This window comes from Streptomyces kaniharaensis, assembly GCF_009569385.1.
Classification (GTDB): Bacteria; Actinomycetota; Actinomycetes; order Streptomycetales; family Streptomycetaceae; genus Kitasatospora; species Kitasatospora kaniharaensis.
In genome coordinates this window covers 4,067,944-4,082,129 of the sequence record NZ_WBOF01000001.1, presented here as the reverse complement: position 1 = coordinate 4,082,129, position 14,186 = coordinate 4,067,944, and the positions used below count along the sequence as shown (strand labels likewise).

Below are 14,186 nucleotides of genomic sequence, written 5' to 3'. Positions count from 1 at the left end.
AGTGCGAGCCGATGTTCCGCGCGTTCCGGTTCCCGGGGAATTCCCAGGGAACTCTCAGGAATGCATGGTCGCGCGCGAATTGCGCGTTCCGGATCTGACGCAAGACCAACCCCCTGCCGGTTTCGGCCCGCGCCGCTCGGCGGGCCTGGTGAATTCGTCCGAAGGCGGGCTGTCGCCCCAGGACGTACGGCCCGTGGTCCTGTCGAGTTTGACAGGGCCACGGGCCGTACACGGTACCGCTATTCCGTTAATACCGGCAGTTGACCGGCCAGTAGGGATGTTGCGAGTCCGGACCGTCCTGCCAGAGTTACCGGATTCTTACCACCCGCATTCCGGGCAAATCTCGCCGGTAACGGTCATTACCTACTGGTAGCCCGGTAGCCATACCGGTGCCCGACATCAGGCATCAGGCTTCAGGTATCAGTGGTTGGTCGCTATCAGTACGCTCGCGGATCGCTATCAGTACGACCGCGCGACGATCGCGATATTGCCTTCCTGGTCGTCCGCCTGCGGCACCGAACCGTCGGCGGCGACGATGCAGCGCACCGTGACGCCCTGCTCGGCCAGCTTGGCCTCGCCCTCCGGGCCGAGGTCGGCCCAGGCGATCCGGCCCCAGCCGGTGGCGGCGGCCTCGACGGCCTCGTCGAGGGTCTTGACGTCGACCGTGCGGGCCTCGCGGCGCTCGCGGGACTGGCGCAGCAGCAGCGCCTGGTCTTCCTCCAGGATGCCCGGGAGCAGGTCGGCCAGGGCGTCGATGGAGACCGGCTCCTTGCCGCCCGGGATGCGGCGGGCCAGCATCGCGGTGCCGTTCTCCAGGTCGCGCGGGCCGACCTCGATACGCAACGGCACGCCCTTGAGCTCCCAGTCGACGGCGCGGCGGCCGAACGGGGTGTCGGTGCGATCGTCGACGACCACCCGGATGCCGACGGCCTCCAGCCGGGCGCCGATCTCGCGGACCTTGGCGATCACCGCGTCGTCGCCCTTGATGGCGAGGACGACGGCCTGGACGGCGGCCAGGCGCGGGGGCACCCGCAGGCCGTTGTCGTCGCCGTGGGACATGATCAGGCCGCCCACCATGCGCGTCGAGACGCCCCAGGAGGTCTGCCAGACGTGCTCGCGCTCGGCGCCCTGGAGCTGGTACGTGGTGTTGAACGCCTTGGCGAAGTTCTGGCCCAGCTCGTGGCTGGTGCCCATCTGCAGCGCCTTGCCGTCGCCCATCATGCCCTCCAGGGTGAGGGTGTTGATGGCGCCGGCGAAGCGCTCCTTGGCGGTCTTGCGGCCGAGCACGACGTCGATGCCGAGCACGTTGGTCATGAAGTCGCCGTAGACCTGGGTGTGGATCATCGCGGCGTAGTCGCGGGCGTCCTCGTAGGTGGCGTGGGCGGTGTGGCCCTCCTGCCAGAGGAACTCGGTGGTGCGCAGGAAGACGCGCGGGCGCAGCTCCCAACGGACGACGTTGGCCCACTGGTTGATCAGCAGGGGCAGGTCGCGGTGGCTCTGCACCCACTTCGAGAAGTACTCGTTGATGATCGTCTCGGAGGTGGGCCGGACGACGACCGGCTCCTCCAGCTGCTTGCCGCCGCCGTGGGTGACCACCGCGAGCTCGGGGGCGAAGCCCTCGACGTGCTCGGCCTCCTTGGTCAGGTAGGACTGCGGGATGAACATCGGGAAGTAGGCGTTCTGCGCGCCGGCCTTCTTGATCCGCGCGTCCATCTCCTGCTGCATCCGCTCCCACAGGCCGTAGCCGTACGGTCGGATGACCATGGTGCCGCGCACCGGACCGTTGTCGGCCAGCTCGGCCTTGTTGATGAGGTCCTGGTACCAGCGCGGGAAGTCTTCCGCCTGAGGGGTGAGAACGGGTGCCTTAGCCATGGCCCGAATGGTACGGGGAGCGGCCCCCTGACTTCGAATCGGTATCACACCTGTGGCCGGTGGCAGAACGGTCCGGCCCTGGACGGTTCCCGCCCCATCCGGCCCCGACTCCAGGCCCCGTCCAAGTGGACCGCCCCCGCCCCCATCCGGACGACGGGTCCCGCCCGCAGCAGGGGGACGGCTCCCGCCGGCAGCAGGGGGCGCACGACCGAGACACGCGCACACCACCCTGCACCCCTCTGGACGCCGCGCCCGAGCCGCTGTTCGCTGGAGTGGGGCGGGACTTTGGGGGAGCCGTAGCAGCACACCGAAGGACCGGATGGGAGGCCGTGATGGCTTCAGCTCGGACGACCGGCACGACCGTACGACCAACAGGCGTACGGTCGCACCACCCTCAGCCCGGCGGCGCGCGGCCCGCGCGGGCGCGCGACTGGGCGGAGATCCAGGAACGCATGCTGGTACCGCTCTACGAGGCGGTCTACGACCGGCTGGAGGTCGGTCCGGCGAGCAGCGTGCTGGGCCTGGGCTGCCGGTCCGGACTGGCCCTGCTGCTCGCGGCCGGGCGGGGTGCCCAGGTCGCCGGACAGGAGCCGCGGGACGAGCTGCGCGAGCTGGCCCGCGGCCGTCGGCTCCGGGTGTGCGCGGGGGCCCGCCCGGCCACCGCCGTCCCCCGCTCGGCCCATTCGCTGGTGACCGTTTTCGAGCAGCTCCCCGGGTCTGCGGAGCCACGCCCGGTCGTCGCCGAGGCGGCCCGTCTCACCCTGCCCGGCGGGCACGTGGTGGTGGCCGCCTGGGGCCCGCAGGAGCGCTGCGAGAGCGCCGCGGTGCTGGACGTGGCCCGCCGGATGGCCGGCCGCACCACCGCGCGCGACCCGTTCGAGCTGAGCGCACCGGGCGCCCTGGAGGACCTGATCGCCGCGGCCGGCCTGCGCCCGGCCGGCAGCGGGCGGGTGAGCTGCCCGTTCGCCTACCCGGACCTGGACAGCGCGGTGCGCGGGCTGCTCTCCACCGGCCTGTTCGATGGCGCCGAGGACTTCTCCGGCGCCCCGCTGGTGGCCAAGGAACTGGAGGAGGTGTTGCAGCCGTATCTGCGCGCGGACGGCTCGGTCCGGATGGAGAACGTCTTCCGCTATCTGATCGCCGAGCGGCCTCGCCGAGCCGAACGGCCGCGCTGAGCTGCCCCGCGGTTCCGAACGACGGAGACGGCGGCGGAACGCCCTCGGGCCGCCAGGGGACTGGTCGGGAGTCCGGCGCAGCGCCCGACAGACCCCCGGCAGGGCCCCTGGCGGCCCTCTGGCAGGCTGCTACGCCGCCCCCGAGCCCGGCCACTCCTCCGCGGTCAGTGCGAACCGCTCGTGGTCCCGCCAGGCGCCCTGCAGGAACAGCATCCGCGGGGTGAAGCCCTCGTGCCGGAAGCCCAGCCGCTTCGCCAGCGCGATCGACCGCTCGTTGTCCGGCTGCACGTTGATCTCCAGCCGGTGCAGGCCCAGCCCGCCCGCCGTCTGCGGGGCGAAGCAGCGGTCCAGCACCAGCCGCAGGCCCTCGGTCATCCGCCCGGTGCCGGCGAACGGCAGGTACGAGTCGTAGCCGAGGGCGGCGTTGCAGAAACGTCCCATCACGATGTTGGCGACGTTCACCTTGCCGACCAGCCCGTCGGTCTCCCGATCGACGATCAGGAACGTGCGCAGGCCCGCTCCCTGGCGCTCCAGCAGCTCCGGCAGCCCGTCCGGCTCGACCGGGTTCCACCGCCCGATGTGATCGGCGGACCGTCGGACCGCCTCGGCGTACGCAACCTCGTCCTCGGCCCGCGGGGCCCTGATCATCACTCGCACGCCAACATCATCAGACATGGCAGCATCATCGGACATGCGATCGGCCCGCCGCCCGGAGAATCCGGACGACGGGCCGACCACGCGCCGAGCGACGACCTGTAGCACTGCCTACAGATCCACGGCAGGACCTACAGCAGGTCCTTGAACTCCTTCGGCAGCTCGAAGTCGGCCGGCCCCTTGCCCGCGCCGAGGCCGAACGCGCCGCCGTCGGCCGGCGCCTCGCCGCCGCCCGCGCCGAGCGCGCGACGCTGGGCGGCCGCGGCCTCCTCCTGTGCGCGCTTCAGCGGGTTGCCGCTCTTTCGCTTGCCCTTCGCCTGCGGGGCCTTCTTGGCGGACTTCTTCGCGCCGCCGCCCATGCCCGGGATCCCCGGCATGCCGGGCATGCCCTTGCCGGAGGCCATCGCGGACATCATCTTGCGGGCGTCGAAGAACCGCTCGACCAGGTTCTTGACCTCGCCGACCTGGACGCCCGAACCCTTGGCGATACGCGCCCGGCGGGAGCCGTTGATCAGCTCCGGCTCGGCGCGCTCGGCCGGGGTCATCGACTTGATGATCGCGCCGACGCGGTTGACGTCCTTGTCGTCGATGTTGTTGATCTGCTCGCGGATCTGGCCCATCCCGGGCAGCATGCCGAGCAGCTTGGAGATCGAGCCCATCTTCTGGACCTGCTCCAGCTGCGACAGGAAGTCGTCCAGGGTGAACGCCTTCGGGCCGCCGCGCAGCTTGGCGGCGATCTTCTCGGCCTCGGCCTTCGAGAAGGTGTCCTCGGCCTTCTCGATCAGCGTGAGGAGGTCACCCATGCCGAGGATGCGCGAGGCCATCCGCTCCGGGTGGAAGGCGTCGAAGTCGTCGACCTTCTCACCGTTCGAGGCGAACATGATCTGCCGGCCGGTGACGTGCGCGACCGACAGTGCGGCACCACCGCGGGCGTCGCCGTCGAGCTTGGAGAGTACGACACCGGTGAAGTCGACGCCGTCGAGGAAGGCCTGCGCGGTGGTGACCGCGTCCTGGCCGATCATCGCGTCGACGACGAACAGGACCTCGTCCGGGTTGACCGCGGCACGGATGTCCGCGGCCTGCTGCATCAGCTCGGCGTCGATGCCGAGACGGCCGGCGGTGTCGACGATGACGACGTCGTACTGCTTCTGCCGGGCGTACTCGATCGAGTCCTTGGCGACCTGCACCGGGTCGCCGACGCCGTTGCCCGGCTGCGGGCCGTAGAAGGCCACGCCGGCCCGGTCGGCGACGACCTGGAGCTGGTTGACGGCGTTGGGGCGCTGGAGGTCGCAGGCGACCAGCAGCGGGGTGTGCTTCTGCTTCTTCAGCCAGTACCCGAGCTTGCCGGCGAGGGTGGTCTTACCGGCACCCTGCAGACCGGCGAGCATGATCACCGTCGGGCCGTTCTTGGCGAACTTCACCCGACGGGTCTCGCCACCGAGGATCGTGATCAGTTCCTCGTTGACGATCTTGATGATCTGCTGCGCGGGGTTCAGCGCGCCCGAGACCTCGACGCCGAGCGCCCGCTCCTTGACCTGCTTGATGAAGGCCCGGACGACCGGCAGCGCGACGTCCGCCTCCAGCAGCGCGATGCGGATCTCGCGGGCGGTGGCGTCGATGTCCGCCTCGCTGAGGCGGCCCTTGCCACGAAGGTTCTTGAACGTCGCTGCGAGGCGATCGGAAAGGGTGTCGAACACGTCGTCGCGGGTCCTCTGCGGCATCGGTATCGGTACGGTCGTCGCCCCCAAGGGTATCCGGCCGTCCCGGGTTGGTCTCCACCCCCGCCGTCACCGCCGCTCAGCCGAGCGCCGCCCGGACCGCCGCCGCCACCTCCCCGGCCCGCTGGGCGGCGAGCGGGCGGCCCTCCGCGTCGGTCAGGTAGAAGGAGTCGACGGCGTCCGCGCCGAGCGTGGAGACGTGCGCGGTGCGCACCCGGACCCCGGACTCGTCCAGCGCCCGGCCGATCCGGTGCAGCAGCCCGGGGGCGTCGTGCGCGCGGACCTCCAGCACGGTCGCGGTCGCCGAGGCCACCGCGGGCGCGACCGCGACCAGCGGCGGCGGGGTGGGGATGCCCCGGCGGCGCGGGGCGGCGGCGTCCCGCTCGGCGAGCCGGCGCGCGACGTCCAGCGAGCCGTCCAGCGCCCGCCGCACGTCGGCCCGCAGCCGGGCGGCCTCCGGCAGCTCGCCGAACTCGGCGGCCACCCGCCAGCACAGCAGCAGCACCGGCCCCGCGCCGATCGGGTCCAGCTCGCGCAGACTCGCCGAACGGACGGCCAGCCGGTGCAGCGCGAGCACCCCGGCGACCGTGCCGAGCAGCCCCGGCTGGTCCGGGACGGCCAGCGTCAGCTCGACGCCCATCGGCTCGGCGCCCGGCTCGGCGCTCGGATCCGCCGCGCCGGTCTGGGCCGTCAGCGCGAGCGCCGGACCACCGCTCCGGGCGGCCTCGATCGCGAGCCGTTCCTGCTCGGCCGTCGGTGCCGCCTCGGCCGGGGCCGCCGGGCCGCCGGCCAGCTGGGCGGCGGCCCGGGCCACCAGGCCGTCCACCAGCGAGGCCCGCCAGCCGCTCCACGCGGCCGGGCCGGTAGCCAGCGCGTCGGCCTCGGTGAGCGCGTGCAGCAGCTCCAGCCGCGGCAGCGTGGTGACCACCTTGGTGATCGCCTCGACGGTGGCCGGGTCGTCCGGGTCGCGCCGGGTGGCGGTGTCGATCAGGGTCAGGTGGTGGCGGACCAGCACCGCCAGGGTCTCGGTGTCCTCCGGGTCGAAGCCCATCCGGACGGCGACGTCCCGGACGATCACCTCGCCGGCCTCGCTGTGGTCGCCGGGCCAGCCCTTGCCGATGTCGTGCAGCAGCGCGGCGACCAGGAGCAGGTCGGGCCGGGCCACCCGGCGGGTCATCGCGGCGGCCCGCACCGCCGTCTCCACCAGGTGCCGGTCCACCGTCCAGCGGTGCACGGCGTTGCGCTGCGGGCGGCAGCGGACCCGCTCCCAGTCCGGCAGCAGCCGCGTGACCAGGCCCTCAGCCTCCAGCGCCTCCCACACCGGGATGCCCGCCTCGCCCGCGCCGAGCAAGGTGACCAGCTGCTCGCGCGCCTCGTCCGGCCAGGGCACCGGCAGCGGACGGCACTCCGCGGCCAGCCGGCGCACCGTCGCGTAAGAGACGGTCAGCCCGTTCTGCGCGGCGGCGGCGGCGGCGCGCAGCGGCAGCACCGGGTCGGCGGCCGGGCGGGCGCCCTGGGCGAGCACCGCCTCGCCGTCCTGCTCGACCACGCCCTCGGCGAGCGGGCGGCGCTCGACCGCGCCGCGGGCCACCGCGCCCGCGCCGCGCCCGGCGCCGGTGAAGGTGCCTCCGAACGGAAACGCCAGCCGGCCCACCCGGCGGCCCCGGCCGGCCCGGGCGGCGAGCACCCGGTCCACGGCCCGCCAGGTGACGTCGCTGGCGTAGGCGATGGTCCGCGCGGCCTCGTACACCTGGCGCAACAGGGCGTCGGCGTCCAGCACGCCGAGCCGTTCGGCGACCTGGTCCTGGTCCTGGAGGCTCAGCCGCTCGGTGGCCCGGCCGGTGGCCAGGTGCAGTGCGTCACGGACGTCGGCGAGCCGCAGCGCGGCGGCATCGAGGCCGTCCCGCGGGGCGTCGGCGAGCCAGGTCGCGGCGACGGCGTTGAGCGCGACGACGTCGCGCAGGCCGCCGCGGGCTTCCTTGAGGTCGGGTTCCAGCAGGAAGGACAGCTCGCCGTGCCGCTCGGCCCGCTCACGGCCGAGCTCGCGCAGTTCGGGCAGCCGGGCGGGGGCGCTCGCCCGCCAGTCGGCGAGGACGGCCGAGCGCAGTGCCGCGGTGAGCGACGCGTCCCCGGCGATGTGGCGGGCGTCCAGCAGGCCGAGCTGGGCCTTGAGGTCGGCGGCGGCGACGGCCCGCGCCTCGGCGACGGTGCGCACCGAGTGGTCGAGCGCGGCGCCCGAGTCCCAGACCGGGTACCAGATCCGCTCGGGCAGGTCCCGGTCGAGCGGTCCGTCGTGCAGCAGCAGGACGTCGAGATCGCTACGCGGGGCCAGTTCGCCGCGCCCGTAACCGCCGACGGCGACCAGAGCGACTCCGGCGGGGGCGCCGGCGGCCGTGAGCAGGCCGGCCAGCCAGTCGTCGGTGAGGTCGGCGAGTGCGGTGCGACGGGTGCGGCCGCCCGGACCGGGGGCGGCGAGCAGCGCGGCCCGGGCGGCGCCGTGGTCGGAAGGACTGGTCTCGGTGGTCATGCGGGGTCCCGTCCGTCGTGCGGTTGAGCGGGGTGGCGCCGGTGGTCCGCGGGCGGGCGGCCGGGCGCCGATACGCCGCCGGCGGACCTGCGACCCCTGGGGATCGCAGGCCCGCCTGCGGTGCGTCGGAACGAGCTCAGAGGGCGTCCGGCCCGCGCTCGCCGGTGCGGACCCGGACGGCGGTGTCGACCGGGATGCTCCACACCTTGCCGTCGCCGATCTTGCCGGTCCGGGCGGCCTTCACCAGGACGTTGATCAGCTCGTCGGCGTCGTCGTCCTCGACCAGGACCTCGATTCTGATCTTCGGCACGAGGTCCACGGTGTACTCGGCGCCGCGGTAGACCTCGGTGTGGCCGCGCTGGCGGCCGTATCCGCTGGCCTCGGTGACGGTCAGGCCGTGCACCCCGAAGGACTGCAGGGCGGCCTTGACCTCGTCCAGGCGGTACGGCTTGATCACTGCGGTGATGAGCTTCATCAGGCGTCGACCTCGGTCTTCTCGGCCGCCTTCTCGGCGGTCCTGGTGGCAACGGGCTCGGCGGTGGCCGGAGCGCTGGCGGCCGGGGCCAGGAGGGCCCGGGCCAGACCGGCGCCCACCGCGCTGAAATCGTAGGCGGACTCGGCGTGTTCGGCCTGGTCGATGCCGGCCACCTCGACATCCTCGGCGACCCGGAAGCCGACCGTCTTGTCGATCGCCTTGGCCAGCAGCCAGGAGAGGACGAAGGAGTACACCGCGACCACCGCCACGCCCATCGCCTGCTTGCCGAGCTGGTCCAGGCCGCCGCCGTAGAACAGGCCCTTGGCGGTCTGGCCGACCCCGCCGGTGGCGAACAGGCCGATCAGCAGCGAGCCGATCGCACCGCCGACCGCGTGCACGCCGACCACGTCGAGCGAGTCGTCGAAGCCGAAGCGGTACTTGAGGCTGACGGCGGCGGCGCAGACCGCACCCGCGATCAGGCCGATCGCCACGGCGCCGAGCGGGCTGACCGAGCCGCAGGCCGGGGTGATGGCGACCAGGCCGGCCACCGCGCCGGAGGCGGCGCCCAGGGTGGTGAAGGCACCGTGCTTCAGCTTCTCGAAGATGAGCCAGCCGACCAGCGCGGCGGCGGTCGCCACCTGGGTGTTGACGACGGCCATCGCGGCGACGCCGTTGGCGGCCAGTGCCGAGCCGGCGTTGAAGCCGAACCAGCCGAACCACAGCAGGCCGGAGCCGAGCATCACCAGCGGCAGGCTGTGCGGGCGCATCGGGTCCTTCTTGAAGCCGACCCGCTTGCCCAGCACCAGGCAGAGCGCGAGGCCCGCCACACCGGCGTTGATGTGCACGGCCGTTCCGCCGGCGAAGTCGATCACGCCGTTGCGGTCGCCCAGCCAGCCGCCGTTGCCGCCGTCGACGAAGAACACCCAGTGCGCGACCGGGAAGTAGACGATGGTCACCCAGAGCGCGACGAACAGGCCCCAGGCCGCGAACTTGGCGCGGTCCGCGATGGCGCCGCTGATGAGCGCCGGGGTGATGATCGCGAACATCAGCTGGAAGGCGGAGAAGGCGGTGACCGGGATCGAGCCGGTCAGGTCGTTCAGGCCGATGCCGCGCATCCCGAGGAAGTCGAGGTTGCCGATCAGACCGGCGCCCGCGTCGGGCCCGAAGCTGAGCGAGTACCCGTAGAGGACCCAGAGCACGCTGACGATGCCGAGCGAGAGGAAGCTCATCGCCAGCATGTTCAGTGTGCTCTTGGCCCTGACCATGCCCCCGTAGAAGAAGGCCAGGCCCGGGGTCATCACCATGACCAGGGCCGCACTGATGAGCACGAAGGCGGTGTCGCCCGCGCTGAAGCCGTCCGGCATCGGCGTCTCCTCTGCGTGAAAGCCGCTCCACCACCCGGGTACCTGTCCCGTGCCACCCGGGGTGTCGGCGATGAAGAGGAGAGTGCCGAAGGCTGGTTTCGGCCAGTGCGGCCGGTTGTTTCGCGGTCGTGACGCGTGCGACGTGCGGGTTACACCTGCGTGAACCGCGGCCCTGCCGAGCCCCCGGATGGGCTACCGTGCCGCCGCACGCCACCCGGGGTGCCGCAACGGCCACCGGCCGTGGCGGCGGCGGCCGGCACGGTCGGTCGAGGGGCGCGTAGCCGGGGCGTCAGACCACCGAGACGTACTCCGGGATGTCCTGGACGACCCTTTCCTTCAGCCGGGCGACGGCGTCCACGCCCCGGAACCGGGCCGCCGCGGCCTCCGTGGTCTTGCGCACCCGGGAGTTCAGCCGCTCCGAGCGGACCTTGGCGGCGATGTCCACCGCCTGCTCGGCCATCACCACGGCCTGCTCCGCCTCCTTCTGCAGCAGGTGCACGCTGGCCATGCCGATCAGGTTGAAGGCGTACGAGCGCACGTGGTCGCCGTCCCGGCGGAACAGGTCCACCGCGCGCTCCATGACCGGCGCGGACATCGAGGCGTACAGCTCGGCGTTGTCGGAGTGGTAGGCGAGGTCGCGGTAGGAGTGCGCGTTCTCGGCGTTCAGCTCGGCCGGGGAGAAGAACTTCAGCCAGTCCGGGTCCCCGTCCCCCTCGCGGATGTCGGTGAAGGTGTCCTCGGCCAGCCGGATCGCCCGGGCGCAGCGGTTCACCTCGCCGATGGTGGCGTAGGCGCGCGCCTCCATCGCGTACAGCAGGGACTGCTGGCGCGGGGTGGCGGTGTCGCGGCTGCCGTACTGCGCGAGGTGGATCAGCTCCAGGGCGTCCTCGCCCCGGTTGAGGTGGATCATCTGGCGGCTCATGTCGGTGAGGATCAGCGCGCCGAACGGGCGGTCGCCGGCCTCCTTGGCGGCATGCAGCGCCAGAACGTAGTACTTCTGCGCGCTCGGGTGCATGCCGACGTCGTAGGACATCCAGCCGGCCAGGTGGGCGAGTTCGGCGGTGAGCCGGAACAGCCGCTTGGTGGTGTGCTCGTTGTACGTCTCCTGGAGCAGGTCGGTGACCTCGTGCAGCTGGCCGACGACGGCCTTGCGGCGCAGCCCGCCACCGTTCTGCGCGTCCCACTGGCGGAACATGACCGTGGTCTGCTCCAGCAGTTCGAGCTCGGGCTCGGAGAGCCGGCCGGTGAACGCCTCGCCGCCGTTGGCCGCGGTGAGGATGGGGGTGGGGACGCCGGTCGGGCCGGGGGCGAGCCAGCGCTGCATCGGCTCGATCAGCGCGGCGCCCGCGGTCAGGGCGAGCGAGGTGCCGAGGAAGCCGCGCCGGTTGAGCATCAGGTCGCTGCGGGAGTAGTCGCTGATCAGCTGGACGGTCTGCGGCGCGCTCCACGGCAGGTCGATGCCGCCGCCGACGGTGGAGACCGGGATCGCGGCGCGCAGCCCGAGGTCCTCGACCGAGACGACGGAGCCGAAGCGCTCGGAGAACAGCTCCGACATGATCTTCGGGATCGGCTCGCGGGGCTGCTCGCCGTCGAGCCAGCGGCGCACGCGGGAGGTGTCGGTGGAGACGTGGTGGGCGCCGATCTGCCGGGCCCGGCGGTTGACCTGCCGGGCCAACTCCCCCTTGGACCAGCCGCTGCGGACGAACCACGTGGTCAGCTTCTCGTTGGGTTGCTTCTCTGCCATGGGAACGTCCCCATCCCGCCCGGCCCCTGCGGGGCCCCGATCGTGACCGCCCGACGGTTGCGGGCTCTTGCCGACGTGCCTGTGGTGCTCGTGGTGCTGCTGCTCGTTGGTGCTGCTTCCGTACCGCCGTGTCGTACTGGCGTGCCATCGTCGCGGACGGGGTGTCACATCCTTCAACTCCCCCTGCTCCGACGGCCCGAAGCCGACTCCCCGGCGACGTCCGCGTGCTGAACGTAGTGCCCCGCGCGGCGGCCGTGGGAGCGCCCCTGGCGAAACGCCACCTTTCGCCACCCCCAGGAGTGAACCGAAGCCAGGGGGCACACGCTTCACTGAGTACGTCGCGACGGTCCGGCATATGCGAGCCGCCAAGCCCGCGCGCAACCCCGCCAGTCCCCGGCAACCACCACAGTCACCGGCGAGTTCGCCGTCGACCTGGTCGACGGCCGCCTCGCGCACAACGACGATCCTGCATCGGCACAGCCGCCACAAGGCGGCGCCCGAGGCACGCCACCACAACAGGCGCACGCCACGCGCTGCGCGCCGCCACCGCACCACGCACAACGCAACGGACAATCAACACAAAGTCACGATCCCGTAACCATCGGCAACGAGAACCTGTTGGGGGAGGCATGGACAACCTGTTCGGCGAACTTCGACTGGGGTACCTGCGGCTGGCACCGCGGGGCGCACGCCGCCGCACCAAGGTCACCGCGTCCCGGGCCGCCGCGGAGTACACCGGCCGCTGGGGCTGGGCGGTCGTCGTCGGCGGCCCGGCCGGTACCGGCTCCGCCACGGCCCCGTGCCACTGCGGCTCCGCCCGCTGCGCCGCCCCCGGTCTGCACCCGGTGCCCGGCGGCCGCGGCGCGGGCCGCACCGCCGACGCCGAGGGCTCCGTCCTGTTCCCCACCGGCCGCGCGTTCGACGTCCTGGACGTCCCCGAGCAGGCCGGCCTCCAGGCACTGGTCCGGCTGGAGCGGATGGGCACCCAGGTCGGCCCGGTGCTGGCCACGCCCACCGGCCGGCTGCAGTTCCTGGTCGCCGCCGGCACCGCCCGCCGGCTGCCCGACCTGCTGTACCGGATGGGCTGGGACGACGCTGCACTGGACCTGACCTGCCACGGCGAGGGCGGCTACGTCGCCGCCCCGCCCACCGTGCTCGCCGGCCTCGGCCCGGTCCGCTGGCTGCGCCGCCCCACCCGCGACAACGCCGGCTGCCCGCCCGAGGCCCGGCTGCTGCTCGGCACCCTCGCCTACGCCTGCCACCGCAGCCGGGAGCGCACCGCCGAACCGGCCTGGCTGGCCTCCTGAGCCGCTTCGGCTCGGGACGTCCACACGCCCGGGACGGCCACACGCGCTCAGGCTTGGCCATACGCGAAGGGCCCGCCCCTCGCGGAGCGGACCCTTCACCCGACGGGGAGACCGGGAGACTCAGTCCCCGATCAGCGCGTCCACGAACGCACCCGGCTCGAACGGCGCCAGGTCGTCCGCGCCCTCGCCGAGACCGATCAGCTTGACCGGCACGCCCAGCTCGCGCTGGACCGCGACGACGATGCCGCCCTTGGCGGTGCCGTCCAGCTTGGTCAGCACGATGCCGGTGATGTCGACCACCTCGGCGAACACCCTGGCCTGGACCAGGCCGTTCTGGCCGGTGGTGGCGTCCAGCACCAGCAGTACCTCGTCCACCGGACCGTGCTTCTCGACGACCCGCTTGACCTTGCCCAGCTCGTCCATCAGGCCGGTCTTGGTGTGCAGCCGGCCGGCGGTGTCCACCAGCACGGTGTCGGCGTTCTCGGCGATGCCCTCCTTGACCGCGTCGAAGGCGACCGAGGCCGGGTCGCCGCCCTCGGGGCCGCGCACGGTCCGCGCGCCGACCCGCTCGCCCCAGGTCTGGAGCTGGTCCGCGGCGGCGGCGCGGAAGGTGTCGGCCGCGCCGAGCACCACCTTGCGGCCGTCGGCGACCAGGACGCGGGCCAGCTTGCCGGTCGTGGTGGTCTTGCCGACGCCGTTGACGCCGACGACCAGGACCACCGCCGGGCCCTCCTCGTGCTTGGTGGAGCGGACGGTGCGGTCGGAGTCCTTGCCGATCAGCTCGACCAGTTCCTCGCGCAGCAGCGTGCGGAGCTCCTCGGGGGTGCGGGTGCCGAGCACCTTCACCCGGGTGCGCAGCCGCTCGACCAGCTCCTGGGTGGGGGTGACGCCGACGTCGGCGGTCAGGAGGGTGTCCTCGATCTCCTCCCAGGTGTCCTCGTCCAGGTGCTCGCGGGAGAGCAGCGAGAGCAGGCCCTTGCCGAGCGAGGTCTGCGAGCGGGAGAGCCGGGAGCGCAGCCTGACCAGCCGGCCGGCGGTGGGCTCGGGGACCTCGATGGCGGGCGCCACCTCGGCCTCGACGGCCTCGACCTCGACGGCCTCGACCGCCTCGGAGACCTCGGGAGCCTCGGGAAGCGCCACCTCCTCGACGGTGCGCCGGGGCTCCTCGGTCGGCGGCGCGGCCTCCTCGCCGACCTGGGGCTCGCGCGGGGTGGTCGGCGGCGCCGTGATGACCGGCGCCTGCGACTTCGGGGGCAGTTGCTGGCGTCGTCTGCCGGAAACGACGAGGCCCGCGATCGCAGCGAGGACGATCACGGCGATGACTACGGCAAGAATCACGTATTCCATAAC

The 14,186-nt window shown here is 72.8% G+C and carries 10 protein-coding genes; 2 read left to right on the top strand and 8 right to left on the bottom strand.

The window, feature by feature from the left end; all coding sequences use genetic code 11:
* Positions 1-459: 459 nt before the first annotated feature.
* A complete protein-coding gene (gene proS, locus F7Q99_RS18390; RefSeq protein ID WP_153462854.1) occupies positions 460-1,872 on the bottom strand; it encodes a proline--tRNA ligase in 1,413 nt (470 codons plus the stop codon).
* 452 nt (positions 1,873-2,324) lie between these two features.
* Here proS and F7Q99_RS18385 point away from each other — a divergent pair, with 452 nt between their 5' ends.
* Positions 2,325-3,047 carry a class I SAM-dependent methyltransferase gene (locus F7Q99_RS18385; protein ID WP_153462852.1) on the top strand — a complete coding sequence of 241 codons (723 nt, stop codon included), beginning with the start codon at positions 2,325-2,327 and terminating at the stop codon, positions 3,045-3,047.
* Positions 3,048-3,176: 129 nt separating this feature from the next.
* Here F7Q99_RS18385 and F7Q99_RS18380 read toward each other — a convergent pair whose 3' ends face one another.
* The 6 genes from F7Q99_RS18380 to nsdA all read right to left on the bottom strand — a co-directional run bounded on the left by F7Q99_RS18380 (position 3,177) and on the right by nsdA (position 11,529).
* Positions 3,177-3,722 (bottom strand): GNAT family N-acetyltransferase, encoded by a 546-nt coding sequence (locus F7Q99_RS18380; protein ID WP_153462850.1) that lies wholly within the window; start codon positions 3,720-3,722, stop codon positions 3,177-3,179.
* A 110-nt stretch (positions 3,723-3,832) separates the two neighbouring features.
* Complete coding sequence (gene ffh, locus F7Q99_RS18375; RefSeq protein WP_326847226.1) at positions 3,833-5,398, bottom strand: signal recognition particle protein; 1,566 nt, start codon at positions 5,396-5,398, stop codon at positions 3,833-3,835.
* 100 nt (positions 5,399-5,498) lie between these two features.
* On the bottom strand, positions 5,499-7,946 hold the full coding sequence (locus F7Q99_RS18370) for a [protein-PII] uridylyltransferase (protein WP_153462846.1): 2,448 nt from the start codon (positions 7,944-7,946) through the stop codon (positions 5,499-5,501).
* Positions 7,947-8,082: 136 nt separating this feature from the next.
* Positions 8,083-8,421 carry a P-II family nitrogen regulator gene (locus F7Q99_RS18365; protein ID WP_153462844.1) on the bottom strand — a complete coding sequence of 113 codons (339 nt, stop codon included), beginning with the start codon at positions 8,419-8,421 and terminating at the stop codon, positions 8,083-8,085.
* The gene (locus tag F7Q99_RS18360; protein ID WP_153462837.1) at positions 8,421-9,785 is read right to left on the bottom strand and encodes an ammonium transporter; all 1,365 of its coding nucleotides are present in this window, start codon (positions 9,783-9,785) and stop codon (positions 8,421-8,423) included. The genes F7Q99_RS18365 and F7Q99_RS18360 overlap by 1 nt, the downstream gene beginning before the upstream one ends.
* Before the next feature lie 289 nt (positions 9,786-10,074).
* Entirely contained in the window at positions 10,075-11,529 is a 1,455-nt protein-coding gene (gene nsdA / locus F7Q99_RS18355; protein ID WP_153462835.1) for a transcriptional repressor NsdA, read from the bottom strand.
* A 629-nt stretch (positions 11,530-12,158) separates the two neighbouring features.
* Between nsdA and F7Q99_RS18350 the strand changes: the two genes are divergently transcribed.
* A complete protein-coding gene (locus F7Q99_RS18350; protein ID WP_153462833.1) occupies positions 12,159-12,836 on the top strand; it encodes a bifunctional DNA primase/polymerase in 678 nt (225 codons plus the stop codon).
* Positions 12,837-12,956: 120 nt separating this feature from the next.
* Here F7Q99_RS18350 and ftsY read toward each other — a convergent pair whose 3' ends face one another.
* Complete coding sequence (gene ftsY / locus F7Q99_RS18345) at positions 12,957-14,183, bottom strand: signal recognition particle-docking protein FtsY (protein ID WP_153462831.1); 1,227 nt, start codon at positions 14,181-14,183, stop codon at positions 12,957-12,959.
* Between the last annotated feature and the right edge of the window lie 3 nt (positions 14,184-14,186).

Excerpts from the sequence above, each read along its gene's own strand:
- ftsY (WP_153462831.1), bottom strand. The coding sequence starts at position 14,183 with ATGGAATACGTGATTCTTGCCGTAGTCATCGCCGTGATCGTCCTCGCT.
- proS (WP_153462854.1), bottom strand. The coding sequence starts at position 1,872 with ATGGCTAAGGCACCCGTTCTCACCCCTCAGGCGGAAGACTTCCCGCGC.
- F7Q99_RS18370 (WP_153462846.1), bottom strand. The coding sequence starts at position 7,946 with ATGACCACCGAGACCAGTCCTTCCGACCACGGCGCCGCCCGGGCCGCG.
- F7Q99_RS18385 (WP_153462852.1), top strand. The coding sequence starts at position 2,325 with ATGCTGGTACCGCTCTACGAGGCGGTCTACGACCGGCTGGAGGTCGGT.
- nsdA (WP_153462835.1), bottom strand. The coding sequence starts at position 11,529 with ATGGCAGAGAAGCAACCCAACGAGAAGCTGACCACGTGGTTCGTCCGC.
- F7Q99_RS18380 (WP_153462850.1), bottom strand. The coding sequence starts at position 3,722 with ATGTCTGATGATGTTGGCGTGCGAGTGATGATCAGGGCCCCGCGGGCC.
- F7Q99_RS18350 (WP_153462833.1), top strand. The coding sequence starts at position 12,159 with ATGGACAACCTGTTCGGCGAACTTCGACTGGGGTACCTGCGGCTGGCA.
- F7Q99_RS18365 (WP_153462844.1), bottom strand. The coding sequence starts at position 8,421 with ATGAAGCTCATCACCGCAGTGATCAAGCCGTACCGCCTGGACGAGGTC.
- F7Q99_RS18360 (WP_153462837.1), bottom strand. The coding sequence starts at position 9,785 with ATGCCGGACGGCTTCAGCGCGGGCGACACCGCCTTCGTGCTCATCAGT.